The sequence below is a fragment of the Devosia sp. 2618 genome, assembly GCF_040546815.1.
Classification (GTDB): Bacteria; Pseudomonadota; Alphaproteobacteria; order Rhizobiales; family Devosiaceae; genus Devosia.
The window spans coordinates 989,962-1,015,613 of the sequence record NZ_JBEPOO010000001.1; the positions used below are offsets into that span (position 1 = coordinate 989,962).

At 62.2% G+C, this 25,652-nt stretch carries 19 protein-coding genes; 8 read left to right on the forward strand and 11 right to left on the reverse strand.

What is annotated here, in order from left to right; translation table 11 throughout:
• The first annotated feature begins 27 nt into the window (after positions 1-27).
• Together ABIE28_RS04915 and pbpC are read left to right on the forward strand one after the other, a co-directional pair.
• Positions 28-5,514 (forward strand): alpha-2-macroglobulin family protein, encoded by a 5,487-nt coding sequence (locus ABIE28_RS04915; protein ID WP_354060672.1) that lies wholly within the window; start codon positions 28-30, stop codon positions 5,512-5,514.
• 130 nt (positions 5,515-5,644) lie between these two features.
• The gene (pbpC, locus tag ABIE28_RS04920; RefSeq protein WP_354060673.1) at positions 5,645-7,819 is read left to right on the forward strand and encodes a penicillin-binding protein 1C; all 2,175 of its coding nucleotides are present in this window, start codon (positions 5,645-5,647) and stop codon (positions 7,817-7,819) included.
• 99 nt (positions 7,820-7,918) lie between these two features.
• On the opposite strand, the gene ABIE28_RS04925 is transcribed toward pbpC, so the two are convergent.
• The 6 genes from ABIE28_RS04925 to ABIE28_RS04950 all read right to left on the reverse strand — a co-directional run bounded on the left by ABIE28_RS04925 (position 7,919) and on the right by ABIE28_RS04950 (position 13,614).
• Complete coding sequence (locus ABIE28_RS04925) at positions 7,919-8,338, reverse strand: curlin (protein WP_354060675.1); 420 nt, start codon at positions 8,336-8,338, stop codon at positions 7,919-7,921.
• A 194-nt stretch (positions 8,339-8,532) separates the two neighbouring features.
• Entirely contained in the window at positions 8,533-8,922 is a 390-nt protein-coding gene (gene csgH, locus ABIE28_RS04930) for a curli-like amyloid fiber formation chaperone CsgH (RefSeq protein ID WP_354060676.1), read from the reverse strand.
• A gap of 86 nt (positions 8,923-9,008) precedes the next feature.
• Positions 9,009-9,440, reverse strand: a complete 432-nt coding sequence (locus ABIE28_RS04935) for a curlin (protein WP_354060678.1) — start codon at positions 9,438-9,440, stop codon at positions 9,009-9,011.
• Between the two features lie 215 nt (positions 9,441-9,655).
• Positions 9,656-11,245, reverse strand: coding sequence for an ABC-F family ATP-binding cassette domain-containing protein (locus ABIE28_RS04940; protein WP_354060680.1), 1,590 nt, complete (start codon positions 11,243-11,245; stop codon positions 9,656-9,658).
• 267 nt (positions 11,246-11,512) lie between these two features.
• Positions 11,513-13,003 (reverse strand): carboxypeptidase M32, encoded by a 1,491-nt coding sequence (locus ABIE28_RS04945; RefSeq protein WP_354060682.1) that lies wholly within the window; start codon positions 13,001-13,003, stop codon positions 11,513-11,515.
• Between the two features lie 65 nt (positions 13,004-13,068).
• Positions 13,069-13,614, reverse strand: coding sequence for a methyltransferase family protein (locus ABIE28_RS04950; protein ID WP_354060684.1), 546 nt, complete (start codon positions 13,612-13,614; stop codon positions 13,069-13,071).
• A 92-nt stretch (positions 13,615-13,706) separates the two neighbouring features.
• Between ABIE28_RS04950 and ABIE28_RS04955 the strand changes: the two genes are divergently transcribed.
• Positions 13,707-14,567, forward strand: a complete 861-nt coding sequence (locus ABIE28_RS04955; RefSeq protein WP_354060685.1) for an alpha/beta fold hydrolase — start codon at positions 13,707-13,709, stop codon at positions 14,565-14,567.
• Positions 14,568-14,716: 149 nt separating this feature from the next.
• Here the strand turns inward: ABIE28_RS04955 and flgH are convergent, their stop codons facing one another.
• The 4 genes from flgH to flgF are packed head-to-tail and all read right to left on the reverse strand — an operon-like array spanning position 14,717 to position 17,974.
• On the reverse strand, positions 14,717-15,454 hold the full coding sequence (gene flgH / locus ABIE28_RS04960; protein ID WP_354060687.1) for a flagellar basal body L-ring protein FlgH: 738 nt from the start codon (positions 15,452-15,454) through the stop codon (positions 14,717-14,719).
• A 20-nt stretch (positions 15,455-15,474) separates the two neighbouring features.
• A complete protein-coding gene (gene flgA, locus ABIE28_RS04965; RefSeq protein WP_354060689.1) occupies positions 15,475-16,419 on the reverse strand; it encodes a flagellar basal body P-ring formation chaperone FlgA in 945 nt (314 codons plus the stop codon).
• Between the two features lie 14 nt (positions 16,420-16,433).
• Positions 16,434-17,219 (reverse strand): flagellar basal-body rod protein FlgG, encoded by a 786-nt coding sequence (gene flgG / locus ABIE28_RS04970; protein ID WP_354060691.1) that lies wholly within the window; start codon positions 17,217-17,219, stop codon positions 16,434-16,436.
• A gap of 14 nt (positions 17,220-17,233) precedes the next feature.
• Entirely contained in the window at positions 17,234-17,974 is a 741-nt protein-coding gene (gene flgF, locus ABIE28_RS04975; protein ID WP_354060693.1) for a flagellar basal-body rod protein FlgF, read from the reverse strand.
• 286 nt (positions 17,975-18,260) lie between these two features.
• On the opposite strand from flgF, the gene ABIE28_RS04980 reads away from it, so the two are divergent.
• The 5 genes from ABIE28_RS04980 (at position 18,261) to ABIE28_RS05000 (ending at position 24,904) form a co-directional block, all read left to right on the forward strand.
• A complete protein-coding gene (locus ABIE28_RS04980; RefSeq protein WP_354060695.1) occupies positions 18,261-18,767 on the forward strand; it encodes a flagellar basal body-associated FliL family protein in 507 nt (168 codons plus the stop codon).
• Positions 18,767-19,927: a flagellar motor switch protein FliM gene (gene fliM, locus ABIE28_RS04985; protein ID WP_354060697.1), complete on the forward strand. Its 1,161-nt coding sequence runs from the start codon at positions 18,767-18,769 to the stop codon at positions 19,925-19,927. The genes ABIE28_RS04980 and fliM overlap by 1 nt, the downstream gene beginning before the upstream one ends.
• Positions 19,927-20,355 (forward strand): DUF6468 domain-containing protein, encoded by a 429-nt coding sequence (locus ABIE28_RS04990; protein WP_354060699.1) that lies wholly within the window; start codon positions 19,927-19,929, stop codon positions 20,353-20,355. Before fliM ends, ABIE28_RS04990 begins: the two co-directional genes overlap by 1 nt.
• Positions 20,352-21,410 (forward strand): MotE family protein, encoded by a 1,059-nt coding sequence (locus ABIE28_RS04995; RefSeq protein ID WP_354060701.1) that lies wholly within the window; start codon positions 20,352-20,354, stop codon positions 21,408-21,410. Before ABIE28_RS04990 ends, ABIE28_RS04995 begins: the two co-directional genes overlap by 4 nt.
• Positions 21,411-21,568: 158 nt before the next feature.
• Complete coding sequence (locus ABIE28_RS05000) at positions 21,569-24,904, forward strand: tetratricopeptide repeat protein (RefSeq protein WP_354060703.1); 3,336 nt, start codon at positions 21,569-21,571, stop codon at positions 24,902-24,904.
• Here ABIE28_RS05000 and fliP read toward each other — a convergent pair whose 3' ends face one another.
• The gene (gene fliP, locus ABIE28_RS05005) at positions 24,905-25,648 is read right to left on the reverse strand and encodes a flagellar type III secretion system pore protein FliP (RefSeq protein ID WP_502913361.1); all 744 of its coding nucleotides are present in this window, start codon (positions 25,646-25,648) and stop codon (positions 24,905-24,907) included. It lies immediately after the preceding gene.
• Positions 25,649-25,652: the final 4 nt, after the last annotated feature.

The following is a 25,652-nucleotide window of genomic DNA, read 5'->3' on the forward strand; positions in this document are numbered from 1 at the left end:
TGGAGCCGTTGAGCTTGGGAGAACAACATGTGTCGCCTCGTCACGAAGCTGGGCTGGTTTGGGCTCGCGGTTGCAATGGCGTTTGCCGCGCCGGTTGCGCAGGCAGCTGACCATAAGGTTACGCTGTTCGAAAATAGCGACCTTCCGGGCTCGGATTATGCCATCGTCAAGAACACCGATCTTGATGCGTGCACGGCCGCCTGCGCCGACGACAACATCTGTCGCGCGTTCACCTTCAATGCTCAGTCCAAGTGGTGCTTCCTCAAGGGAGCCGCCGGCGAACAGGTTCAGTTCAACGGCGCGACGTCGGGTCGGATCAGCCGCGCGCCATCTCCAGCGGTGACCGCAACAGCGCGTCAGGCCGAGCTCCCATTCCCGGCCCAGAGCATCATTGATGATGCCCGCTATTTCTCCGACAACCTGCCACAGACCGACGCGCCGCCGCCCAAGGTGACCTATGCCGATCTCGTTTCGTCGGGCGATGAGGCTGTTGCTGAGGAAAACCTGGCTGGCGCTATCGTCGCCTATCGTCAGGCTCTCGCGATCAATCCCAATGATCGGGGCGTCTGGCAGGCATTGGCACAGGCCGCGTTGTCGCGTGCCGATGCGGTGGCCGGCCAGTCTGAAGGCGACAACAGCAGCGAACTCGCGCGCGTCGCTACATCAGCTGCCATGAACGCATTCCTGCGCTCCACCGAGCCGCAGGATCGGGCTGACGCGCTGGCGACGCTGGCCTATGGCATGGAATATCGCACCATGTGGCGCGAGGTCATCGCGACCTATCGCCTGAGCCTCAGCCTTGCGCCCAATGATGCCGTGGCCGAGCACCTCGACGATGTGGTCGCCCAGAATGGCTTCCGCATCACCGACCATGTGGTCGATGCCGAAGCGGCGTCGCCACGCATCTGCGCCGTGTTCTCCGATCCGCTGCCAACCGGGTCCACCGATCTGTCGGCCTATGTCGTGGTCGCCAATACGCCTCAGGCATCGGTCGAAACCGAGCCGAACCAGATTTGTGTCGATGGCCTGCAGCATGGCAGCCGCTATTCGATCCGCCTGCGCGCCGGCCTGCCATCTGCTGATGGCGAAGCGCTGCTCAAGGATGTGGTGCTCGACGTCTATGTGCCCGATCGCGCGCCCTTCGTCGGCTTTGCCAACAATGCCTATGTGATGCCTGCCGGTCTCGGCGGCGGCCTGCCGATCACGTCGGTCAATGCCGAAACCGCCGAAGTCATGATCTACCGGATTGGTGACCGCTCGGTCGCCACCGCCGTCCGTGACGGCATTTTCCAGGGCAACCTGTCCCAGTACGGTGCTGAAGATATCGCCGATCGCGTCGGCGAGCAGGTCTGGTCAGGCGAGGTCGATCTGGCCCGCAGCCAGCCCAACGCTTTGACCACCACGGCAATTCCGGTTGCCGACGTGCTGGGCGACATGCCGGCTGGCGCCTATGTGATCACCGCCAAGATCAAGAGCGAAGACACCGAATACTGGTCCGACATTGCGACCCAGTGGTTCATCGTCACCGATCTCGGTCTCACCACCATTGCGGGCGATGATGGCGTCCATGCCTTTGTGCGCGGCCTGACCGATGCGCAGCCAAAAGCTGGCGCCACCGTGCGTCTGGTTGCGGTCAACAACGAAATCCTGGCCGAAACCACCACCGATGCCGATGGCCGTGCGGTCTTTGCGCCCGGTCTAGCGCGCGGTACCGGGGGCAGGGCACCACAACTGCTCGTCGCCGAGACCGCCGATGGCGATTACGCCTTCCTTGATCTGTCGCGTCCGGCTTTTGATCTGACTGATCGCGGCGTCGAAGGGCGTCCGTCGCCCGGTCCGCTTGATGTGTTTGCAACCACCGAACGCGGCGTTTATCGCCCCGGCGAAACGGTCTACCTCACGGCCTTGCTTCGCGATGAACGCGCCAATGCCGTCAACGGCTTGCCGCTGACCCTCGAAGTCGAGCGCCCCGATGGCGTTGTTGCCAGCAAGCAGCTGCTCAATGATCAGGGTGCAGGCGGCTACTTCGTTGCTCTGCCCATGGTTGCCGAAGCCATGCGCGGCTCGTGGACGGCGCGTCTTTATGCCGACCCAAAGGCCGAATCGCTGTCGAGCACCAGTTTCCTCGTCGAAGATTTCGAGCCCGAGCGTCTGGCCTTCGATATCACCGCGTCGGAGGCACCGTTTGAAACCGGCGTCGTCACCGATGTCGATGTCGCGGCCAAGTATCTCTATGGCGCCACGGCGCCGGGCCTTGCCATCGAGGCCGATGCCATCATCCGCCCGGTGACCACGCTGGATGGTTTTGCCGGCTACACCTTTGGTCGTCTCGATGACACCATCGAAACCGATCGCGAACCGCTCGGCGTTGTCGGCACGACGGACGAATCCGGCAATGCCGTGGCCGAAATCACCATTCCCGAGCCACAGGTCACCACCCGTCCGCTGCAGGCCCAGTTGCTGCTGCGCCTGGTCGACACCAATGGCCGCAGCATCGAGCGCAGCATCAGCCGCCCGGTGCTCGCGAGCGGCAACCGCATCGGCATCAAGCCGGTGTTCAGCGATGCCACGGGTCTCAGCGAAGGCAGCCAGGCGCAGTTCAACATCGTCGCCGTTTCGCCAGAAGGCAAAGCGGTCGCCAGCACGGGCCTTGAGTGGAGCATCTCCCGCGTTGAAACCACCTATCAGTGGTATCGCAACGGCAGCACCTGGCAGTGGGAAGCCCTGACCACCACGCGTCAGGTCGGCACCGGCAGCGTTGACACGCCAGACGGCGGTCCTGCCACGATCGGCGCCAATGTCGACTGGGGCCTCTATCGCGTTGAAATCAATGGCGATGGCACCTCGTCGAGCTACGAGTTCTACGCCGGCTATTACTACGCCGATGCAGGTTCGGACACGCCGGACACGCTGCAGGTCGCCCTCGACAAGACCAGCTATCGCGTTGGCGAGACCGCCAATCTCAAGCTCGATCCGCAGTTTGCGGGCACGGCGTTGATCATGGTCGTCGACAACCGCGTCATCGCCATGCAGGCGGTGGACGTTCCTGAAGACGGCACCACGGTTCCGCTCGAAGTCACCGACGAATGGGGCCCCGGCGCCTATGTGACGGCGATCCTTTATCGTCCGTCCAATGCTGCCGAAAAACGCATGCCATCGCGTGCGCTGGGTTTGGCTTTCGCCGATGTCGATCCGGGTGACCGTAAGCTTGATATCAAGCTGGAAACGCCGCAGGTCACCCTGCCGCGCCAGAGCTTCACCACCACTGTTGAGGTCGGCAATCTCGCGGCTGGCCAGACGGCCTATGTCGCGGTTGCGGCTGTCGATCTCGGCATTCTCAACCTCACCAACTTCAAGGTGCCCGATCCAGATGGCTGGTATTTCGGCCAGCGTCAGCTCGGCATGGACATCCGCGATCTCTATGGCTCGTTGATCGATCCGACCCAGGGCCTGGCTGGCGCATTGCGCTCTGGCGGTGACGGCGGTTCGTCGCGCACCGGCACGCCTCCGCCGACATCGGTGCTCGTTGCCCAGCATTCGGGTATCGTGCAGGTCGATAGCGAAGGCAAGGCGACCATCACCTTCGACATGCCCGACTTTGCCGGCACCGTGCGCATCATGGCCATGGCCTGGACCACCAATGCGGTGGGTCATGCCTCAGCCGATGTGATCGTTCGCGATCCGGTCGTGGTCACGCTCAGCCCGCCACGGTTCCTGCGTGTCGATGACGCGTCGCGCCTGTTGGTTGAAGTCAACAATGTCGGCGGCAAGGCGGGCACCTATTCCGTCGCGCTGTCGACCGGAACAGGCATTTCGACCGATGCCGAAAAGCAGGAATTCGACCTCGACGAAGGCGCAAGAACGTCCCTTAATCTGGGGCTCAAAGGCGTGTCGATTGGCGATTGGCCGATTGTACTGACGATCACTGCACCCGATGGATCGACGCAGACCAAGGAGTTTCTCCTCGGCGTCCGCCCGATCAGTGCTCCAGTCACGACCAGTCGCGTGCTGCCTATTCCGGCAGGCGAAAAGGTCACTGTCGGCGCCGATTTCTTCGATAGCTACATGTCCAACACCGGTGCGATGACGCTGGCCATCGGCCCGCTGTCCCGCCTCGATGTGCCCGGCCTGTTGCTGTCGCTGGATCGTTACCCCTACGGTTGCGCCGAGCAGCTTTCCAGCCGTGCATTGCCGCTGCTTTACCTCAACGACGTTGCCAAGCTTATTGGCACCGCCGGCGACGACAAGCTCAACGAGACTGTGACCAGCGCGATTGCCAATGTGCTGGCCAAGCAAAGCTCGGGCGGCGGCTTCGGCCTCTGGGGGCCGTTCGACGGCGGCGACATGTGGCTCGATGGCTTTGTCACCGACTTCCTGCTGCGCGCCAAAGCGGCCGGTTACGCGGTGCCGGAGCAGTCGCTAACCCGTGCGCTGGATAACCTCTCCAACCAGCTGTCCTACGCCTCCGACTTCGACAATGGCGGCGAAGACGTGGCCTATGCGCTCTACGATCTGGCCCGCGCTGGCCGGGCCGCCATGGGCGACCTGCGCTACTACCACGAAGCACGTCTCTCGGCCTTCGGTTCGCCGCTGGCCAAGGCGCAGCTTGGTGCGGCGCTGGCGCTCTATGGCGATACGACACGCGCCAACTCGGCCTTTGCGGCCGCGTTGGAAGCCCTCGCACAGCCCGACAACAGCCGGAAATACCGTTCCGATTATGGTACGCGGTTGCGCGATACGGCTGGTGTGCTGGCCCTTGCTGCCGAGTTCAAGCCCGAGGGTGTGGACCTGACGGCTCTGACCAGCCAGTTGGCGAAGCTGCGTGATCGCAAGACCTATACTTCGACGCAGGAAAACAGCTGGACGCTGTTGGCCGCCGCTGCTCTTGGCGCTGCCAGCACCGATGGCTCGGTCACGCTCAATGGCGAGGCCCTGACCGGCCAGACCTATCGCGCCTATGATCAACTCGATTACGCGCCGGTCGAGATCGCCAATACCGGCACCACGGCCACCGAGGCCAAGGTCACGGTCACTGGCTATCCCGCTACTGCACCCAAGGCCTCGAGCGATGGCTTTACGGTGGTCCGGACCTACTATCTGCCGGACGGCACCGAAGTTGATCCGCAGGCGGCGCCGCTATCCCAGAACGATCGTCTCGTTGTGGTGATCAAGGTGACGCCACAGCAGCTTGGCTCTGGCCAGTATGTGGTGGCCGATCCGCTGCCAGCTGGGTTCGAAATCGAGAACCCCGACCTGTCGGCAGGTGGCGGTGCCAATGATTTCAGCTGGGTCACGCTCGATGGCGCAGCCCATGTGGAATCACGGACGGATCAGTATGTGGCGGCGTTCCGCTTCTTCTCTGATCCCGGCAGTTTCACGACGGCCTATCTGGTACGTGCTGTTTCGCCCGGCAAATTCGTCCTGCCAGGCACGACCGTGGAAGACATGTATCGCCCCGAATTCCGCGCCAACGGAGTCTCGGGCAGCATCGAGGTCACCGCGACCGGGCCATGAGGGATGGGTTGCCGTGCCTTTTCGGAATGCTGCGAGTGCCTCGTCCGCTGACGGTCGGGGTTTACACCGGGTCACCTCTGCCTTCGGGGGAGAGGTCGGCGGCAAAGCCGACGGGTGAGGGGGCCTTACCTTGACTCAGAGCGAAGACAGGCCCCCTCATCCGACCCTGCGGGTCTACCTCTCCCCCGAAAGGAGAGGTGAAGAAAAAAGGCCCGCCTCGTGGGCGCGGTGGCTGACGATTGGCGGTTTTTCGCTGTTCGTTGTCGTCGTTGCCGGCATTATCCAGCTCAATTCGGCGATCATCGGTATCGCCGGAACGCTGCCGCCGACGCCTGATCTGGCGACGCTGCCGGTTTCGGTGTCGGTGACCGATCGCGATGGTGCACTGCTTCGTCCGTTCACAACGCGTGATGGCCGCTGGCGGCTGCCGGTCGACCGCACTGGTGTTGATCCGCGCTTTATCGACATGCTGATCGCCTACGAAGATCGCAGCTTTGCCGAGCATGACGGCATCGCCTGGAGTTCGATGTTCCGCGCTGCCGCCCAGTTTATCGGGGCAGGCGGCAATGTCGTTTCCGGCGGGTCGACCATCACCATGCAGGTGGCGCGGCTGGTGGAAGGGGCGCCGACGCGCAATCTCTGGGGCAAGCTGCGCCAGATGGTGCATGCCGACCGGCTCGAGCACGAACTCACCAAGGATCAGATCCTTGATCTCTACCTGACGCTTGCGCCCTATGGCGGCAATATCGAGGGTATTCGCGCCGCCAGCCTTGCCTATTTCGGCAAGGAGCCGACCCGGCTGACCACCGCCGAGGCGGCCTTGCTGGTTGCCTTGCCGCAATCGCCCGAGGCACGTCGGCCGGATCGCGATCCGCTGGCCGCACAACGCAGTCGCGATATGGTGCTGGATCGTCTCTTTGCGCTGGGTGCATTGGGCGAAGAGGAGGCCATCGCCGCCAAACGTGAACCCGTTCCTATCGCGCGCCGCGAATTTCCGATGCTGGCCGCCCACATGGCGCAGCAGGCCGTGCGCCTCCAACCCACCGCTCGCAGCGTGGAACTGACCATCGACAAGCGTCTGCAGGATGCGCTGGAACGGCTGGCCGCTGGCCGGGCGCGTCTGCTCGATCCCCGCGTCTCCGTCGCCATTGTCGCCGCCGATATCGACACTGGCGAAATTCTTGCTTCGGTCGGCTCCGCGGGCCTGTTTGCCACGCAAAGCGCTGGTTTTGTCGATATGACCACGGCCATCCGCTCGCCGGGGTCGACACTCAAGCCGCTGATTTACGGGCTGGCCTTCGAGCTGGGTCTGGCCCATCCGCAAAGCCTTATCGACGACCGGCCAACTGCCTTTGGCTCCTATGTGCCGGTCAACTTCGATGGCTTCAGCCGCGGCACCGTCACCATCCACGATGCGCTGACGGAATCGCTCAATATCCCTGCCGTGGTCGTGCTTGATGCCGTGGGTCCGGCGCGCCTCGTGTCCCGCCTGCGCCGCGCCTATGCCGATCCGCGCCTGCCGGTTGATACGGCCCCGAGTCTCGCCGTAGGCCTTGGTGGCGTTGGTATCACGCTGCGCGATCTGGTGTCGGTCTATGCCGCCATCGGCAATGGCGGTGTGCCGGTGCAACTGCATGACGGCGTCCGGCCCGTGCCCGCCGTCACAAATTCGGCGCCGGTGCTTGACCCGGTTTCGGCCTGGTATGTCTCGGACATTCTTGCGGACGTGCCGCCGCCGCTCAACGGTTCGCCGGGGCGCATCGCTTACAAGACTGGCACCTCTTATGGCTATCGCGACGGCTGGGCGATTGGATTTGATGGCAAGACGGTCATTGGCGTCTGGGTCGGACGTCCCGATGGCGCGCCGGTGCCCGGTCTCTCCGGCATTGTCGGCGCTGCGCCAATCCTCTTTGAAGCGTTTGACCGTCTCGGCAATCGCAAGGCGCCGCTGCCACGAGCGCCGCAGGGCGCGATTTTTGCGTCCAACACTGAATTGCCTATGCCACTGCGCCGGTTCCGCCATCCCAACGAGTCCATTGTCGCCCGTCAGGCCGCGCCGCAGATTGCGTTCCCCACTGATGGCGTCGACCTCGATCTGGGCCTTGCCTCAGGCTATGGCGCGCCATTGACGGTCAAGGTGCGCAATGGCGTGCCGCCCTTCACCTATTTCGCCAATGGGGCGCCGATTGGCCGCCCCGACTTTGCCCGGCAAAGCGCCTGGGCGCCCGATGGTCCGGGCTATGTGACGCTCTCGGTGGTGGATGCCGAGGGGCGAGGGGATACGGTTACTGTGTTCCTGAACTAGCCAATAGATACGGGCCCCGAAGGGCCCGATGGATAGTCGCGCGATGTGTGTTCCCGACCTCTTGGTTCGACAAGCTCACCATGAGGTCTCAAGGCGCTCTCAGAACCCGAACACGGTGGTCAGGCTCGACTGGCCATTGCCGTTCTGGGCGCAGGAGGCGTTGGTGTTCTGGCCGAACTGGAACAGGCCGCAGCTATTGTTGTTGCCGTTCTGGTTGACGGTGCCGGTGTGGCCATTGCCGTCCTGCAGGATCACGCCATTATTGCCAGAGCCGTTCTGGCTGCCGCCAGCGTGGTTGCCATTGCCGTTCTGAATGACATTGGCGCCGGTCGAATTCATGCCCTGGAACAGCGAGAACAGTCCAAGCCCGAGGCCGAGGGCCTGTTGCTGATCTGGGTCGGTTGGGGTGAAGTTTACCGAAATCTGGCCACCGGCCATGGCTGGTGCGGTGAGGCTGGCGGCGCCGATCACGGCGGCAGCAAGGGCGGCTACGAGTGTCTTGGTGAACTTGGTGGTCATGGCGTCTCTCCTGTTGGGTTCTGATCTGTGTTTGCTGGGGTGTTCCAGCCGATGACCAGAGATTAGGAGCCGCCGGCTGAACCGATCCGGAGCGGCGTATTCATAATTCGTTCACCGCGAAAATTACCTCTGCGCGCGCAATAAAAAGGGCCCCAGTCGCCTGGAGCCCTTTTAAGTGGTTGATGTTGTTGAGCTCAACGCAGGTTTGCAACCTCCTGGTTGCAGTCGAACGCTTGGCCGTTGGCCGATACGCTGAAGTCGACCTTGTAGTTTGAGCCGGCATTGATCATCACCTTGCCCAGAGCTGTCTGCTGATTGGCTATGGCGGTGAAATTGCCGCCCTGGCTGATATTGGAGCTGCCGCCGCCGCTCGAGCTCTGCAGGCGGAAGGTGTAGGAGCCCTGCAGCGGAACAGCGCTCAGCACGGCGCCTTCGATGACCAGCATGCCGTTCTGGGTGCTGGTGACATAGCCGCAGGTGTCTGACGGGGCGCCTGCATTGGCCAGGCTGGTGGTTGCGACAATGGCGGCGAGGCCGAAGCCGAGCAGGCCGATCGCGCTGATAGTCTTGATACTTGTGGTCATGAGATCCTCCTGGAATGGGGTTTTGGATGAGCGTTCAGCCGGAAGGGTCAGCCCTTCCGGCTATCCGCAATTCACGTCAGAACCGATCAGGGGCAGGCCTGCACGAAGGCGGTGACATTGCCCGAACCAGCCTGGTTCACATTGGCGTTGCAGTTGTTGCCGACCTGCACACCGGCGGCGATGTTGCCGTTGCCGTCCTGGGTGATCATCGTATTGTGGTTGCTGCCGAACTGGCCGACGCCTGCTGCGTTGCCATTGCCCTGCTGCCAGACATCTGCGCCGTTGTTGAAGCCGTTCTGGCCAACCGCGCCAACGTTGCCATTGCCGAACTGCTTGACGATAGTGTCATTCCAGATGCCGGTCTGGTCGATGCCGATAGTGTTGCCCGAACCGCTCTGCTGGCCACCGGCGCTCTGGCCGAAACCGAACTGGTTGACGAAGATGCCTGCGGCCATTGTTGGGGCTGCGGAGATGGCGAGGAGTGCGGCGACTGCGGTGGTGATGACGATGCGCTTCATTTTGTTTCTCCTGTTTGGCTACGTTCCCTCAGAACGCTTCTTGCCGATGACTGTTGGTTTAAACAGGTGAGCCGGAACCGGGTCTGAACCCGGAATTCAGAATTCGTTCATCATCAAAAAAATGTGCGGGCAGGGCAGAATAAAAGGCGAAATCCCCGCATGGACGGAGATCTCAAACTGGATGGTTCTTGATTTAGTATAAGAAAATCAATGACCTATGGAACGGATAGTTCAATCCGCCGCTCAACGCCTATGGCATCAAGAAAATCGGCGTCATGGCTCACAATCAGCAGCGCCCCATCAAACCCGCGTAGTCCAGCCTCGACCTGTTCCACCGCCTCGATGTCGAGATGGTTGGTCGGTTCGTCCAGAATAAGCAGCTGCGGCGGGTTATTGCCGCCAATGGTGCAGGCGAGCCCGGCGCGCAGCATTTCGCCACCGCTCAGCGTGCCCACGATCTGCAAAGCCGCGTCGGCGCGGAACATGAAGCGCGCCAGCGCAGATCGACAGGTCTTTTCGTCGGCGTCCGGGTTCAGCGCGCGGAAGTTGTCGCGAATGCTCAGCGTTGGATTGAGCAGGCTCACGGTCTGGTCCAGCATGGCAAAGTGCACGAGGATTTTCGCCACGCCGGAACTGGCGGGCAGGGCGCCCGTCAACAGGCGCAGCAACGTCGTCTTCCCGGAGCCATTGGGACCAGTGATCGCCACCCGTTCTGGGCCGATAACCGTCAGGGACAGATTGTGGATAATTGGCGCCTCGGCATCGGGCCCGCCGCTCAGGCCATCGACCTGCAGCACTGTGCGCCCGGTCGGCAGGCCACTCGGCGTCAATGCGACGGTCAATGGGGTCAGCACTTCAACGCGGGCGCGTGCTTTGCTGGCGGCGTCTGCCGCATCACCGCGCAGGCGGCTTGCGAGCCTGGCATTTTCTCCACTGGTCGTTTCGGCATTGTCCTTCATGCCACCGAGCAGGATTTTGGGCGCGCCCCCCTTGGCCGCACTGCGTTTGCCTGCACTGTCCTTGCGAGCTTTCTTTTCGGCTACTGCCTGAATCTTGCGGTCGAGTTCGGCCACTTTGCGATCCGCGGAGGCCAAATCCTGGGCGGCCGTTGCGAGTTCCAGTGCTTTGCGCTCGGAATAGTGGTCCCAGTTGCCGCCATAGACCTTGGCACCAAGCGTCGTCAGTTCGACGATGGCGTCCATTTCGCGCAGCAAGGCGCGGTCGTGGCTGACGACGATTGCCGCGCCGCGCCAGCGATGCAGCAAGTCGACCACGGCCTGCCGTCCATCGGCGTCGAGATTGTTGGTTGGTTCGTCGAGCAGGATAATGTCGGGCTGCGCCAGCACGAGTTTGGCCAGCGCGAGACGCGTGCGTTGACCACCGCTCAGCGTCGCCAGCGGTCGGTCAAAGGCATAGTTGGGCAGGCCAACGCTGGCCATCGCCGCTTCGATATTGCTTGGCAGGCTCCAGTCTGCCTCGCCGGCATCATCGATCGAGCCGAGGCCTTGCTCCAGCCGGTCCAGCATGGCCAGACCCTCTCTGACTCCGAGCAGGTCAGCAACAATTGAGTCCTCTGTGACCTGAACCGATTGACCAAGCATGCCAATGCTGCCCTGCACCGATACCGAACCGGCAGAGGGTTTGAGCTGATCGGTGATGATGCGAAGGAGCGATGATTTGCCCGTGCCGTTTCGGCCAATCAGCCCCGTGCGTTCATTGCCGAACGAGAGGTCGAGACCGGTGAAAAGCGGCGTGTTATCGGGCGTAGAATGAGAAAGCTGGTGCAGTGTTACGGAGGCAAACATAGGCGGAATCCAGGTGAGCGATGCAAGCGAAGCAGTCGTTCAACGTGGAATCCATAAATACCGTCCGGTCAGTGCTGCGGGTGGGGCAAAGATAGGCTGCGGGGCTGGGATGTCAAGTTTGGCTGCTTCACCTCTCCCTTTGGGGAGAGGTCGGCGCGCAGCGACGGGTGAGGGGGCCTTTTCCCACGCACCTCATTCAGTGAGGCCCCCTCACCCGACCCAAGAGGGTCGACCTCTCCCCCAAGGGAGAGGTGAAGCAGCAGAAACCTAAGCCAAATACCGCTTCTTCAGATGCGCCTTGAAGAAGTCAGCGTTCAGCGGCTCGCCCGTTGCGCGGGTGATCAGGTCTGGTGTCGACCAGCGGGAGCCTTGGGACCAGATATTGTCGGCGCGCCACTGGTTCACGCCGCCGAACTCGCCCTTGCGAATGTCGTCGCGCACGCCCGGCTGTGCCTTTTCCAGCGCAGCCCATTGCTGGGCGGCGATCATGGCGCCGAGGGTATAGCTGGGGAAATAGCCGAATGAGCCGGCCGGCCAGTGCACGTCCTGCATCGGGCCATCCTTGGGGTCGTTGATGGTCGAGATACCGAGATATTCGGTCATTTTGGCGTCCCAGGCTTCGGGGATCTGGCTGGCTTCGAGCTTGCCGTTGACCAGGTCCTGTTCCAGTTCGTAGCGCAGGATGACGTGCAGCGGATAGGTGACCTCGTCGGCATCCACCCGGATATAGCCGCGTTCGACATAGTTCACTTCGTTCAGAATATCGGCCGCTTCCCAGCCTGGGATCGCGTCTGCGCCCAGATGCAGATGCACGAGTGGCAGCGCGAAATCCCAGAATTCGGGGCTGCGCGACAGCTGCATTTCAACGAACAGGCTCTGGCTTTCGTGGATGCCCATGCCGCGCGCCTTGCCCAGTGGCCAATGCGACCATTCCTTGGGCAGGCCCTGCTCATAGAGCGCGTGGCCTGTTTCGTGCAACACGCCCATGAGCGAAGACAGGAATTCATCGGTGCGATAGCGCGTCGTCATGCGCACGTCGGTCGGCACACCGCCACAGAATGGGTGGTGCGACACCGCCAGCGAGCCATGCGTGAAATCAAAACCAACGGCGCGCATGGCGGCGAGGCCAAGCTCGCGCTGTTTTTCGATCGGGTAGGGGCCGCTCAGTGCCTTGCGCGGGCGCTTGGCGAGGCGTTCTTCCTGTGCGGCTAGCGCCTCGGGCACAAAGCCCTTGAGGAAACCCTTGAGATCGCCGAATACCTTGTCCAGCTCAACCGTACGATTGCCGGGGTCGAACTGCTCCATCAGCGAGTCGTAGGGCGCAAGGTTCATTGCCTCGGCGCGCAGCTGGGATTCTTCGCGGACCAGCGCAACGACGCCTTCAAGCGCCGGCAGGAAGCTGTCCCAATCGCCCTTGGCGCGCAGCTCGCGCCACAGCTGCTCGGAGCGCATGGTGGCCGCGGTCTGGCGCTCGACAAACTCGGTCGGCAGGCATGTCGCGCTGATATATTGGCGCTTGAATTCACCTAGAGCCAGTGTCTGGTCTTCGCTTTCGGGCTTGGCGGCTTCGATCCAGTCAGCGATCTCGGGTGCTGTGGCCTGCGCGTGATACATGCCGGCCAGATTGGCCATGGCCTCGGCCCGCTTTTCGCCGCCACCGACGGCCATATGGGTTGCCTCATCGGCCCCCAGGATCGACAGCGCATGTTCCAGCGCTTCGAGCTTGCGACCCAGTTGATCGAGTTTTTCAAAAGACATGACGGCTCCTTGTTCGGCGCAGATGTTCACACGCTGCTGCCAAGGGTAATTGGAGGTTGGTTAGATCAGAATTTGGGCCAGAACAGGCCCGCCTGCTGCCGATAGGCGGTATAGGCCTCTGCCATGCCACTACGGCCCAACAGGCCCTCTTCGTAGCGGGCGGCGATAGTGTAGAGCACCGCCATCAGGATGACGGGCAGCAGCGACCAAAGCGACCAGGTCGACAGCGCCCAGCCGAGCCAGAACACCAGATATGACGCATAAAACGGGTGCCGGATGCGGCGGTAAGGCCCGATGGTGACGAGCGACTGCGGCAGCGCTTCGTCGAAGGCAAAACGCAGCCGGGCTTCGGCGGAGGCGCGTACGGCCGACCAGAACAGCGTCAGGCTTGCCAGCATGATGGCGATACCGGCGATCTGAGCGCCAATCGGCTGCGACCGCGTCCAGACCAGGGCTAGCATGATCAGGCATGACAAAAGCGCGCCGCCGGAAATGGCGCGGGCGCCGTTGGTCATGTGGCTGGAAGCGAAGTGCCCGCGCAATGCCCACACATGCTGGGCAAAAACGCCGAGGCCGACCAGGCTCACCAGTAGATCAAGGACAAAGGCCACGACGCAACTCCGCTATTTGTTAACGCTATTCACAAACCGCCTCTTAGAGGTCCCTCGGTATGCTGAGGCGAATTCAACAGCCTCGGGCACCCATGTCCACCTCCGATTTTGCGATCCACGTCGACGACCTTGAAATATCTGTGCGTCAAAGCTGCGGTAAGGGCATGCCGCTGCTGCTTTTGCACGGCTCTGGCGCGTCAAAGGATGTGTTTCAGCGCCAGTTCGATAGCGAGCTTGCCGATATCTATCAGATCACCGCCATCGACCTGCCGGGGCATGGCCAGTCAGATAATGCGACCCAGCCAGACGCGACCTACACCATTGGCGGCCTGGCGCAGGTGGTTGATTCCGTCGTTTCGCAGTTGGAACTGTCTCGTCCGGTGGTGTTTGGCTGGTCGCTGGGCGGCCATGTCGCCATCGAACTGGCGTCTCGTCGCAATGACATTGCCGGCCTTGTGTTGGCCGGTACACCGCCTGTCGGGCGTGGCGCGCTGGCGAGCCTGATCGGTTTTCATACCCGTTGGGACATGCTGCTGGCGTCCAAGGCGCGGTTCACCGCCCGCGATGCGGAGCGATATATGCGGCTGTGCTTTGATCAGAGCGGTTCGCCGGAGGTGCTGGCCTCGATTCTGCGCAGCGACGGCAATTTGCGGAGCAACTTCCTACGCAGCATGTTGCGCGGCGATGGGGTGGACCAGAAGCGCGAAGTCGAAACCAATCAAATCCCCATCGCCATGATCAATGGCGAGAACGATCCGATTGTGCGCCGCAGCTATATCGAGAGCATCCACTACGCCAATCTGTGGCGCTCGGCCTGCCAATCGATCACGGGCGCCAGCCACGCACCATTCCTCGAACAGCCCATGGCGTTCAATCGGCTGCTGCACGCATTCCTCAAGGACGTGGCCATCATGCCCGCCGTCGACGGTGGTCGCCGCGCAATCAGCGCCTGAATGGGGAAGAGGCGCAGCCGGGGGACTGCGCCTCTTGGAGGAGCCGAAATCTATTCTGGATTCGGCGAGAGCAAAGCCTTCTGGCTTTGCCCGTAACAACCCTGCCGCACCATTGGGGGAATGTGCGACAGGGGATGGGGATTTGCTGACTAGAACGGCAGAATGGCGTCCACGACCTGCTGGCCATAGCGGGGCTGCTGCACGTCGGTGATCTGGCCACGACCACCATAGGCGATGCGGGCTTCGGCGATCTTGGACGAGGCGATGGTGTTGTTGGCCTGAATATCGGATGGGCGGACGATGCCGGCAACGATCAGATCGCGCACTTCAAAGTTCACACGCACTTCCTGACGGCCTTCGATCACCAGATTGCCGTTTGGCAGGATCTGGGTGACGACGGCTGCAACCGAAGTGGCGAGGCTTTCCGAGCGATTCACCGAGCCATTGCCGCGATTGCTCATGCCGGAGTCGAACGCCACGGCTGCCGCTGGATCGATGCTGCCACCGCTGAGGTCTTTGACGGCAGAGCCGAGGATGCCACCCATGCCGGCAGTGTTGCTCGAGGTGCGGCCCGACTGGGTGGTGTTGGCGATCTTGGCGCTATCGTCGATGGTGACCATCACGGTCAGGATGTCGCCGACGCGGTGGGCGCGCTCGTCCTTGAAGAAGCCGCGTGCCGAGGTGCGATAGAGCGAATTGGGCTGATAAGTGTCAGCAATCGCCTCAGGCATTGGCATGTGGATTGGCTGGTAGCCGGCGGTAGTCGTTGGGTCGGTGATGGGGGTCAGCGCTGGCGCGCGGCCCACATTGGCCAGACGGTCCGTCGTGTTGCAGGCTGCGAGGGCAGCTGTCAGCGTCAGGAGGGTGGCGAGTTTGAAGAGGTTCATTTGTCTGGTCTCCTGAAGACTTAAAGGCCTGCGACGGACAGCGGATCGGCGCTGACTTCGACGGCGCCGGCGGCAATGGCGGTGGCGCTGATGACGCGCCGGGACATGAGGTTGAGAACTTGCACCGGGCCGCCCGAGGCGGCGCTGGTGATGGCCTGCCCCTTGACGGTGAGCGTCATCGGACCCTGGCGGAAATAGATGGTGACGAGGTCGTTCTTGGCGATCATCTGCGGGATCGCGACATCGGCGGGCTTGAGCATCATGCCTTCGCGGCTCTGGCGGATCAGCGACTTGCCGACCACGTCAGCCAGTTGCGCCACGCCGGTGCTTTCGGCAAAGCGCAGCGGCACCGGGCGCATCTGCACGTTTTCGGCCGAAAGGATCGTGCCAGCGGCAAGGTTGGCGGTGATGTGTGGCGCATCGATCATCAGTTCGATCGTGCCGCTGACGTCGAGCGGCTGGTCGACGCCGACAATGGCGAAGCGGGCAGTGAAGGCGCCATTGCCGGGCAGATAGCGCAGGCTCACCACGGTTGCGGGCGTGGCGACGGCTTCGGCATTAAAGGCCGGGATCGGGCGCGAGAACAGCGTATCGACGCTCATGCCGCTGCTGATGATGCCGCGCGATGCGAGATCCTGCGCGATGAGGTTGGACAGTAGTTCTTCGTCCACAACCGAGGCAGCGCGAGTGACGCGCACTGTGTTGAGGCCATTGGCATTGAAGGCCACGATGCCGACTCGGGCGAGCGCCGCGTTCACATCCGACAGGCTGACGACACCGGTCGTGCCGGGCTTTGGCGCACGGAACAGCGCCTGTTCAGCGGAGACGCCGGCATCGTCGAACATGTCGCCGACAGTGACGACGGAATTGTTGACCAGGATGTCGGACTTGAGCACAGGATTGGCCCAAGCGACGCTGGTGAAAAGCAGGGTGGTTATGGTGGCGATAGCTGAGCGCAGGATCATGGTCAGGGCTCCGATCAACGCAACTGGCTGGTGGCTTGCATCATCTGATCGGCGCCGGAGATAACGCGGGCGTTCATCTCGTAGGCGCGCTGGGCAGCGATCAGGTCGGCGATTTCGGTCACGGAATTAACGTTGGCCATTTCCAGATAATTCTGCAGCAGGTTGCCGGTGCCATCGGTATTGGGCACGCCAACCTGGGCCGGGCCGCTGGCGCCGGTTTCGAGGAACAGGTTGTCGCCCATCGACTCAAGGCCGGACTTGTTCACGAAGCGGGCGAGCTGGAGCTGGCCAAGCTGGGTCGGCAGCGCGTCTGTGTTGAGGAGGGCGCTGACCATGCCGTCTGGCGAAATGGCGATGGATGTCGCCGTGCCGGGAATGGCAATGCCGGGATCGATCGAATAGCCGGAGGAATTGACCAGCTCGCCCTCGGGTGAACGCTCGAACGAGCCGTCGCGGGTATAGGCAGTGCGGCCGTCTGGTAGCTGCACCATGAAGAAGCCTTCGCCGCGAATGGCGACGTCGAGTTCGCGGTCGGTCGGGTTGACGCTGCCCTGGCTCATGACGCGCGGGGTCGACACTGTGCGCACGCCAGAACCGATTTCGAGACCAGCTGGAACCATGCTGCCCTGATCCGAAGTGGACGAACCGGCGCGGGTGATCTGCTGGTAGAGAAGATCTTCGAACTCGGCGCGCTGGCGCTTGTAGCCAGTCGTGCGCATGTTCGCGATATTGTTCGAAATGACTTCGACGTTGCGTTCCTGAGCGCTCATGCCGGTCGATGCGATATACAGGGCTTTCATGGCGGATCCTCAGGTTACGCGTTGGCTTCGCCGAGGCGCTGGATGGCCGAGCGACGGAGCTCATCCTGCTTCTGGGCGAGGTTGGCGGCAGACTCATAGGCACGGGTGACGCGGATCATTTCAGCCATTTCGGAGACGCCCGAGACGTTGGAGCGTTCGATAAAGCCCTGCATGGCGCGGGTATTGCTCGCTGCAATCGGGGTGCCGCCGCCGAACAGGTTATTGCCGAAACGGTTCAGCGCCTGTGGGTTCTCGAACTCGACCAGGCGCAACCGACCCTTGCCGCCCGCGCTGGAGCTGACCGAACCATCAGCCGCGATCAGGATATTGGTTTCTTCGGGGCCAAACTGGATTGGGCCGCCATCGCCGAGCACTGGATTGCCGTTGAGATCGACCAGCGTGCCGTTATTGCTGAGCTGGAAAGCGCCCGAACGGGTAAAGCGCTCGCCGCCTGCGGTTTGCACGGCAAAGAAGCCGTCGCCATTGAGCGCGACGTCAAGATCGCTGCCGGTCTGCACCATTGCGCCGCCGGACAGGTCGTGGATGGTCGCCCAGTCCTGCACGTAAGAGAGTGGCTGGTCGGCGCGCTGGAAATCCTTGTCGCGAGCGACAGGCATGACGAACTCTTCGAACAGCAGCTGCTCGCCCTTGAAGCCGGTCGTGTTGATGTTGGCCATGTTGTTGGCCACCACATCCATCTGCCGCTGTAGCGCGATCTGCCGGCTGAGGCTGATCAGTTGCGCGTTCTCGGTCATCGCCGGTCCCCGGAAAGTTAACGTCCCCGAAACCGCCTGCTTCCCCAAGCCTGCGATCTCGACGTTTACATTGCAGAAACCATGCCAAGGTGAGAAATTGAATAAAATCAGATGCTTAAGCTGGCGCTCCGGTTAAACGTGCCGGGCTAGCTTTTCCTGATGGGGCAAAAGCTGCCCGGCAAATATTGCCGCCTTGGGGTGTTTTGTAACCATTCGTTAACCATCGGGCGCTTAGCTGGACAAAGAGCCGGAATCGTCCGGATTCCCGCGCATTTGGCAGGTAGGCATGGCCGCTGAAACTGAAATCGGTGAAAGCGCCCCCGTCAAAAAGGGTATCCCGAAGCTCTTCATCATTATCGGCGCCGCAGCGATTGTTGTGCTGTTGGGTGGGGCGGGGCTGTTCTTCTTCCTGTCGTCGGGTTCGGCATCGGCCGACGCGGAGCACGCAGCTGCCGCGGATAGTCATGGCGCGACAGCTGCCGCTGCCCACACTTTCATCTTCAATCTGCCGCCGATGATCGTGAACCTCAACAATGCAGGCGATTCTGGCGCCTTCATGAAGCTGACCGTGGCACTCGAAGTCGCCAACGAAGCCATGATGGTCGAAATCCAGCCGCGCATGGCCAAGGTCGTCGACGCGTTCCAGGTATATCTGCGCGAGCTGCGCAAGTCCGACCTTGAAGGTTCGGCTGGCGTTTATCGCCTCAAGGAAGAGCTGCTTCGGCGCGTCAATGTTGCGATCTATCCATCGCGGGTTGAGTCGATCCTCTTCAAGGAAATCCTGGTGCAGTGATGGCAGGGCCAACCGACCAGGACAAACTCGCTGACGACTGGGCCCTCGACGGGGCCGCTGACTCTTCGGATGGCTCCGAAGAGGAAAAGGCAGCTGCCGCCGCTGCCGAGTGGGCGGCGATGCTCGAAGGCACCAGCGGCGAAGATGGCGGTCCCGACCGCGTTCTTAATCAGGACGAAATCGACAGCCTGCTCGGCTTTGACGCCAGCGTCGGCAGCAATGTCGAACTGACCGGCGTTCAGGCGCTGATCAATTCGGCGCTGGTGAGCTACGAGCGCCTGCCGATGCTCGAAATCGTCTTTGACCGCCTCGTGCGGTTGGCGACGACATCGCTGCGCAATTTCACGTCCGACAATGTCGAAGTCACCATGGACTCGATCTCGTCGGTGCGTTTTGGCGACTATCTGAACTCGATCCCGCTGCCCGCCATTCTGTCGGTTATCAAGGCCGAGGAATGGGAGAATTATGGTCTGCTGACCGTCGATTCCAGCCTGATCTACTCGATGATCGACGTGCTACTCGGCGGTCGTCGCGTCGGCGGCAATATCCGCGTCGAGGGCCGTCCCTATACGACCATCGAAATGGCGCTGGCTCGCCGGATGATTGAGGTCATTCTCGAAGACACCCATCGCGCTTTTGAGCCGGTGACGCAGGTCAACTTCAAGCTTGAGCGCATGGAAACCAATCCGCGCTTTGCCGCGATCTCGCGGCCCGGCAACGCGGCTATCCTGATCGAGCTGCACATCGAGATGGACGATCGCGGCGGCAAGATCGAAATCCTGCTCCCTTACGCCACCATCGAGCCGATCCGCGAACAGCTGCTGCAGATGTTCATGGGTGAAAAGTTCGGCCGCGACCCGATCTGGGAAGGCCATCTGGCGACCGAGATTTATTCTGCCGAAGTCGAAATCGAAGCCGTGCTGCATGAGCAGGACCTGCCGCTGTCGCGCATGTTGGGCATGAAGCCCGGCGATACGGTGATGTTCGAGCGCGCGCCCAGCGATCCGGTGCGCCTGCGCTGCGGCGATGTCGATCTCACCGAGGCCATCATGGGCCATATCGGCAATCACGTATCGGTGCGGGTTTCCCGCCCACTTAATCCGCCCAAGGTCACGATGGCCGCGTTTGAGGCGTTAGACGAGAAAATGGAAGGTCGATGATGTTCGGTTTGCCTCTGGGGCTATTTGTCGAGAGCGCTGTCGCGGTTCTGCTCGCGCTGACAATCGGATACTGCATTGTGCTCAACGGCCGCCTCAAGCGGCTGCATGCGGACAAGGACATGATGCGCCAGATGGTGGCTGACCTGGTCAGCGCTACCAATCTGGCTAATCAGGCGATCAAGGAACTCAAGCACACGGCCGTCGAAGCCGATCTGGCGCTCAATTCCCGTCTGGAAGAAGCCGAGCGCTTTGGCATCGAGCTGGCCAACCACGTCAATGCCGGCACGGTACTGATGGAACGTATCGCCAAGATCACCAGCGTTGCCCGCCATAGCCAGGCCATCGAGCCTGTCGAGCAGCCAAACAAGGTGCAGTCGGCGCTGGAGCAGCTTTCTGCCCGCGTGCGTAGCCGTGGAGCCGCCGCGTGACCCGTATTCGCCTGCTGCCCGTTGTCGTGATGGCCGTTGCCGCGCTGCTGGTGCTCAAGACCCTCGGTCTTGTCACCAATGGCGGCTATGTGCTGACCGGTATTGGCGTGGCGCGGGCGGCGGGTGGCGGTAGCGCCCCAAGTGCTGCGGCCGATCACGGCGATGGTTCCGCCACCATGGCGGGCGAGCCGACCATCGAAGATACCAGTCCAACCCTGTCGGATTCGGCACCCACCATTGGCGCGCAGGCCCCGGCCGCAGCTGCCGGTGGGCACGGTGCTCCGGCCGCTGGCGCCGAACAGGCTGCCGCAACGCCGGTTGCCGTTGCGCCAACGCCAGTAACGGCGCTGGCTGCTGGCACCAATTGCTTTGTGGCCAACGCCACCCTCAGCGAAACCGGCGAGCTGGTGCTCGCCCCGGCTTCGTCGGCCGCGGCTGGTGATCATGGCGGTGCCGCTGCAGAGCCTGCGCCTGCCGCACCGGCCGATGGCAGCTTTGCCCCCGGAATGACCGCAGATTGCCTGCCATCGGGTGACGCTGTGCCGATGCAGGTCAACCTCAATGGCCAGCCGACGCCACTGGCGAACAATGACGGTACCTCGGCTACCGAACAGCAGCTCCTGGCGCGTCTCGCCAATCGTCGCAACGAGTTGCAGCAGTATGAGCAGGATCTGGCCCTGCGTGCGTCCATCGTTGATGCCGCTGAAAAGCGCATCGAGGAACGCAGTGCGACGCTGCAGGCGCTTGAAGCCCAGATCTCCTCTCTGGTCGACCAGCGCACCGAAATGGAGAGCGGCCAGTTTGCCGGCATTGTCTCCATGTACGAGACGATGAAGCCCAAGGATGCGGCCAATATCTTCAACAATCTCGACATGGATGTGCTGCTGCGCGTCGCCAAAACCATGGCGCCTCGCAAGATGGCACCGATCCTTGCCGTGATGGATGCGCCGCGTGCGCAGGAGCTGACGGTCAAGATGGCGGCGCTGGCTGATCGTCCGTCCACCGAGATGACACCGGCCGATCTTGCGGCCCTGCCACAGATCGTGGGTCAATAAGGCTTTCACCGCCGGAGTAAGGCGCCGTTAATGGCGAGACGCTAGGGTCTGCACCAGAGTATTGTGTAACCCACGCGTTTTATGATCCCGAAGCTGAAGCTTCGCCATAATACGCGTCATATGCGTCGGGCGGGCAGAAGCCAGTGAAGACCGCACTCATGACCGGAAAGCGACTCGCGAAGCGTGTCGTTCTGGTCGGCGTCGCCCTTATGGCGTTCGCCTCAGCATTGCCCGTATTTGCCCAGGAACAGGGCCAGCTTTTTGCTACGCAGGAAGAGGGCTATGGCCGGCTGGTCATCAGCTTTCCGGGCCGCGACGATCTGCCGAAATATACAATGCGCATGGAAAACGGCGTGCTCTCGATCAATTTCGATGAGCCCGTTTCGATCATTCTGCCCGACGTTGGCGTCACCATGGCGCCCTATCTCTCCGCCGCGCGCATCGACCCGGATGGAAGGGGCGTGCGCATGGCGTTGCGCGCGTCTTTCAATTTCAACCGCACCGAAGCGGGCGAAAAGCTCTTTATCGACTTGATGCCGCCGACCTGGCAGGGCTCGCCGCCGAAGCTGCCTCAGGAAGTGGTGGACGAGCTGGCCGAGCGGGCCCGTGTCGATGCCATCGATGCCGAGCGCGAACGCAAGGCGCGGCAATTGGCCGATCTTGATCCGCGCGCCAATCTGCGCGTCGGCCGCAACCCGACTTTCCTGCGCCTGCAGTTTGACTGGACCATTCCCACCAAGGCCGAGTATGTCCAGGAAGGTGAAGCCAGCCACATCGCATTTGAGTGGCCGGTGGCAGTCGATCTGCGCGACGTCGCAATCAATCTGCCGCCCGAAATTATCTCGATGGACAATCTGGTGACGCCGGATGGCTCCATGGTCACGCTCAAGCTGGCCAAAGGCATCACGCCGCGTTTTTACCAGAACACGCCAAACCAGTATGTCGTCGATGTCGACATCGCCGGGCAGGGGCTCCCATCGCTCAACGCCGCCGATATCGCGCAAGGTGTGTCCGAGCAGTTGGCGGCTGAAGAAGTCGCCATTACTGCCGCCGAGCCAAATGTGGGTATGCTTTATCCCGAGAACGGCAGCAAGACCGTCACTCCATTCATCAGCGTGCTCGGCTCGACCGTGCGCGTGGTATTCCCATTCGAGCAGGATACGCCCGCCGCCGTGTTCCGGCGCGGCGACACCGTCTGGATGATGTTTGACACCGTGTCTGGCATTGCTGCGCCGAGCGACACGCGTGAACTCTATGCCCTCGCCAGCGATTTTGCCATCTCCACTTCCGGTGACACGCAGGTGGTTCGCCTCGATCTGACGCAGGATCGCTTGGCCACGCTTGGCTCCGAAGGCATGGCCTGGGTGCTGTCGCTGGGTGACATCATGCTAACCCCGACCGAACCGATCGAACTCACCCGTCGCCGCGATATGGAAGGCGATTTTGAGGTCGTCGCCAATGTGGTGCGGCCGGCACGCGTGCACGACTTCCGCGACCCGATCGTGGGCGACCTGCTCAAGGTTGTGACTGCGTATCCACCGGCGCGTGGCGTGACGCGGACCCTCGACTATGTCGAGTTTTCGGCCCTGCGCAGCGTCCATGGCCTGGTGATCAAGCCGGAAAGCCCTGAACTGGGCCTTGGTCTCGAAAACGAATATGCCGTGCTCTCGACGCCGGGCGGACTGACTGTGTCCAACAGCGATACGCCACGGGCGTTGGGCAATACGATGACAGATAGCCTGCGCGGAAGCTTTGTCGATCTGGCGCGGCTGGAAGAAAAAGACTTCGGTACCCTTAATAGCAATATCGATGCGCTGCAGGCGGTGGCCGCCGCTGCCGAGGGCAGGGCACGTGACAAGGCACGCCTCGATCTAGCGCAGTATTACATCGCCAATGGCTTCGCCTATGAAGCACTGGGCGTGCTCAATGTGCTGGCGGGCGATCTCAAGACCGACGACCTGACCCGCATCGTGCGCGTCACCCGCGCCATTGCCGACACGCTGGCGGCGCGTCCCGCCGATGCGCTCAGCATTCTCAACTCCTCGACCATGTCGCAGGGAGTCGATGCGCTGTTGTGGCGGACGATTGCCCGCGCCGACAATCACGACTTCAAGGGGGCGCGGCTCGATGCCGTAGAAGCCAATAGCATTGTGCCGAACTATCCTGTCTGGGTGCGCAACAAGTTCAACTTCGCAGCAGCCCGTTCCGCTGTCGAAACCGGCGAACCCGGCATGGCCGAGCGCTTCCTTAATCAGGTCGAGTTCAGCACGCTCGACAAAGAGGGCGCGAGCCTCTTCCAGTTGCTGTCTGCGCGTATCGATGAGGCTGGTGGCCGCGTCACCGAAGCCATCGACACCTATGGTCAGGTCATCGCCTCCGACGTACGTCCGACCCGGGCCGAAGCGATCTACCGCACTTTGAAACTGCTCGATGGGCAGGGCACGCTGAACCTTGAAAAGGCGGCCGAAACGCTGTCTGCCGAGGCGCTTTTGTGGCGTGGCAATTCGCTCGAAGCCTCGATGCAGACCATGCTGGCCGATTTGTATTTCCGCGATGGCGACTATCGCCGCGGTTTTGAGACCGTACAGCAGACCGTCGCCAACTACCCTGACACGCCGTCGGTCAACGCCCTCGGCGATGAGGCCCAGCGTATGTTTGGCGAGCTGTTCCTCAATGGCGTCGCGGATCAGCTTGGTCCCGTCGAAGCCTTGGGCCTCTATTACGATTTCCGCCAGCTTACCCCGCCGGGGGCGCGCGGCGACGAAATGATCCGCAATCTGGCGCGCCGTCTGGTGCGCGTCGATCTGCTGCCCCAGGCGGCGGAACTGCTGGAATACCAGCTCGACAACCGCCTGCGCGGCGTTGCCAAGTCGCAGGTCGCCACCGATCTGGCCGTTATTTATCTGGCCGACCGCAATCCGCAGAGCGCCATGCGTGTGCTCAATGCCACCCGCCTGCCAGACCTGCCGGTCTCGCTACAGCGCCAGCGCCGGATTCTGGAGGCCCGCGCGATGATCGATGGCGGTCGCGACCAGCTGGCGCTCGATCTGTTGCGTGACGTCAACGGGCAGGACGCCGATCTGCTACGCGTCGATGCGCATTGGAAGGCCCGTCGCTATGACCGGGCGGGCGAAATGCTCGAAGCCATGTATGCCGAACAGCCGACCGGTGGACGGCCGCTGCCGCAGACCACGCGCATGGGCATCATCAAGGCCGGTGTTGGTTACGTGCTGGCGGCCGACGCGCAGGGCTTGGCGCGGCTGCGCTCCAAGTTCGGCGATGCCATGTCGACGACGCCGGAATGGCCGATGTTTGACCTGGTGACCGGTCGGGCAGAGGTGACCAGCCTTGAGTTCAAGGGAGTGGCCAGCCAGGTTTCGGGCGTCGACGGTATCAACGCGTTCCTTGCGTCCTACCGTGACAAGTATGGCGGGGAGGGCTTGGCGCCGATGACTGCGTCGCCGCAAGGCGCTGGCGTCGCCAGCATTCGCTAGCTATCCGCTGACGAAACTTCGGACCAGCGATCCGGCGACGAGATACCACCCGTCGACCAGCACGAAAAAGATCAGCTTGAACGGCAAGGAAATCACCACCGGGGGCAGCATCATCATGCCCATGCTCATCAGCACCGACGCCACCACCATGTCTATGACGACAAACGGCAGGAACAACAGGAAGCCGATTTCAAAGGCGCGCCGCAGTTCCGAGATCATGAAGGCCGGGATCAGCAGCTGGAGCGGAATGGCTTCCGGTTCGTCCGGAACTGGCGCGTCCGTCAGGTCGAAGAACAGCATCAGGTCCTGTTCACGCACATTGGCGCGCATGAACCCGTGCAACGGCTGGCTGCCAAGCTCGAAGGCCTCGGCAAACTCGATCTCGCCCCGCAGGAGCGGCGCAATGCCCTGATCGTAGGACGCCTGCAAGGTGGGCTGCATGACGAACAGCGTCAGGAACAGCGCCAGCGATACCATCACTGAGTTCGGTGGCGCAGTCTGCAGACCGATCGCCGTACGCAGCAGCGACAGCACCACGACGATACGGGTAAAGCTGGTCACCATCACAAGGATGGATGGCGCCAGCGACAGCAGGGTGATGAGGCCGATGATCTGGACGGCGCGCTGGGTCAGCGTCGTGTCGTCGCCAAAATCAATCGACAGGTCTTGCCCGAAGGCCAGGCTCGGCGTCAGCGCGAGGACGGTGAGGGCCGCCACCAGCGCATAAGGCTTCAGCCGCCGCAAACGC

Coding starts and splice junctions, on each gene's coding strand:
- ABIE28_RS04915 (WP_354060672.1), top strand. CDS start 28: ATGTGTCGCCTCGTCACGAAGCTGGGCTGGTTTGGGCTCGCGGTTGCA.
- ABIE28_RS04925 (WP_354060675.1), bottom strand. CDS start 8,338: ATGACCACCAAGTTCACCAAGACACTCGTAGCCGCCCTTGCTGCCGCC.
- csgH (WP_354060676.1), bottom strand. CDS start 8,922: ATGACCACAAGTATCAAGACTATCAGCGCGATCGGCCTGCTCGGCTTC.
- ABIE28_RS04935 (WP_354060678.1), bottom strand. CDS start 9,440: ATGAAGCGCATCGTCATCACCACCGCAGTCGCCGCACTCCTCGCCATC.
- ABIE28_RS04940 (WP_354060680.1), bottom strand. CDS start 11,245: ATGTTTGCCTCCGTAACACTGCACCAGCTTTCTCATTCTACGCCCGAT.
- ABIE28_RS04945 (WP_354060682.1), bottom strand. CDS start 13,003: ATGTCTTTTGAAAAACTCGATCAACTGGGTCGCAAGCTCGAAGCGCTG.
- ABIE28_RS04955 (WP_354060685.1), top strand. CDS start 13,707: ATGTCCACCTCCGATTTTGCGATCCACGTCGACGACCTTGAAATATCT.
- flgH (WP_354060687.1), bottom strand. CDS start 15,454: ATGAACCTCTTCAAACTCGCCACCCTCCTGACGCTGACAGCTGCCCTC.
- flgA (WP_354060689.1), bottom strand. CDS start 16,419: ATGATCCTGCGCTCAGCTATCGCCACCATAACCACCCTGCTTTTCACC.
- flgG (WP_354060691.1), bottom strand. CDS start 17,219: ATGAAAGCCCTGTATATCGCATCGACCGGCATGAGCGCTCAGGAACGC.
- flgF (WP_354060693.1), bottom strand. CDS start 17,974: ATGACCGAGAACGCGCAACTGATCAGCCTCAGCCGGCAGATCGCGCTA.
- ABIE28_RS04980 (WP_354060695.1), top strand. CDS start 18,261: ATGGCCGCTGAAACTGAAATCGGTGAAAGCGCCCCCGTCAAAAAGGGT.
- fliM (WP_354060697.1), top strand. CDS start 18,767: ATGGCAGGGCCAACCGACCAGGACAAACTCGCTGACGACTGGGCCCTC.
- ABIE28_RS04990 (WP_354060699.1), top strand. CDS start 19,927: ATGTTCGGTTTGCCTCTGGGGCTATTTGTCGAGAGCGCTGTCGCGGTT.
- ABIE28_RS05000 (WP_354060703.1), top strand. CDS start 21,569: ATGACCGGAAAGCGACTCGCGAAGCGTGTCGTTCTGGTCGGCGTCGCC.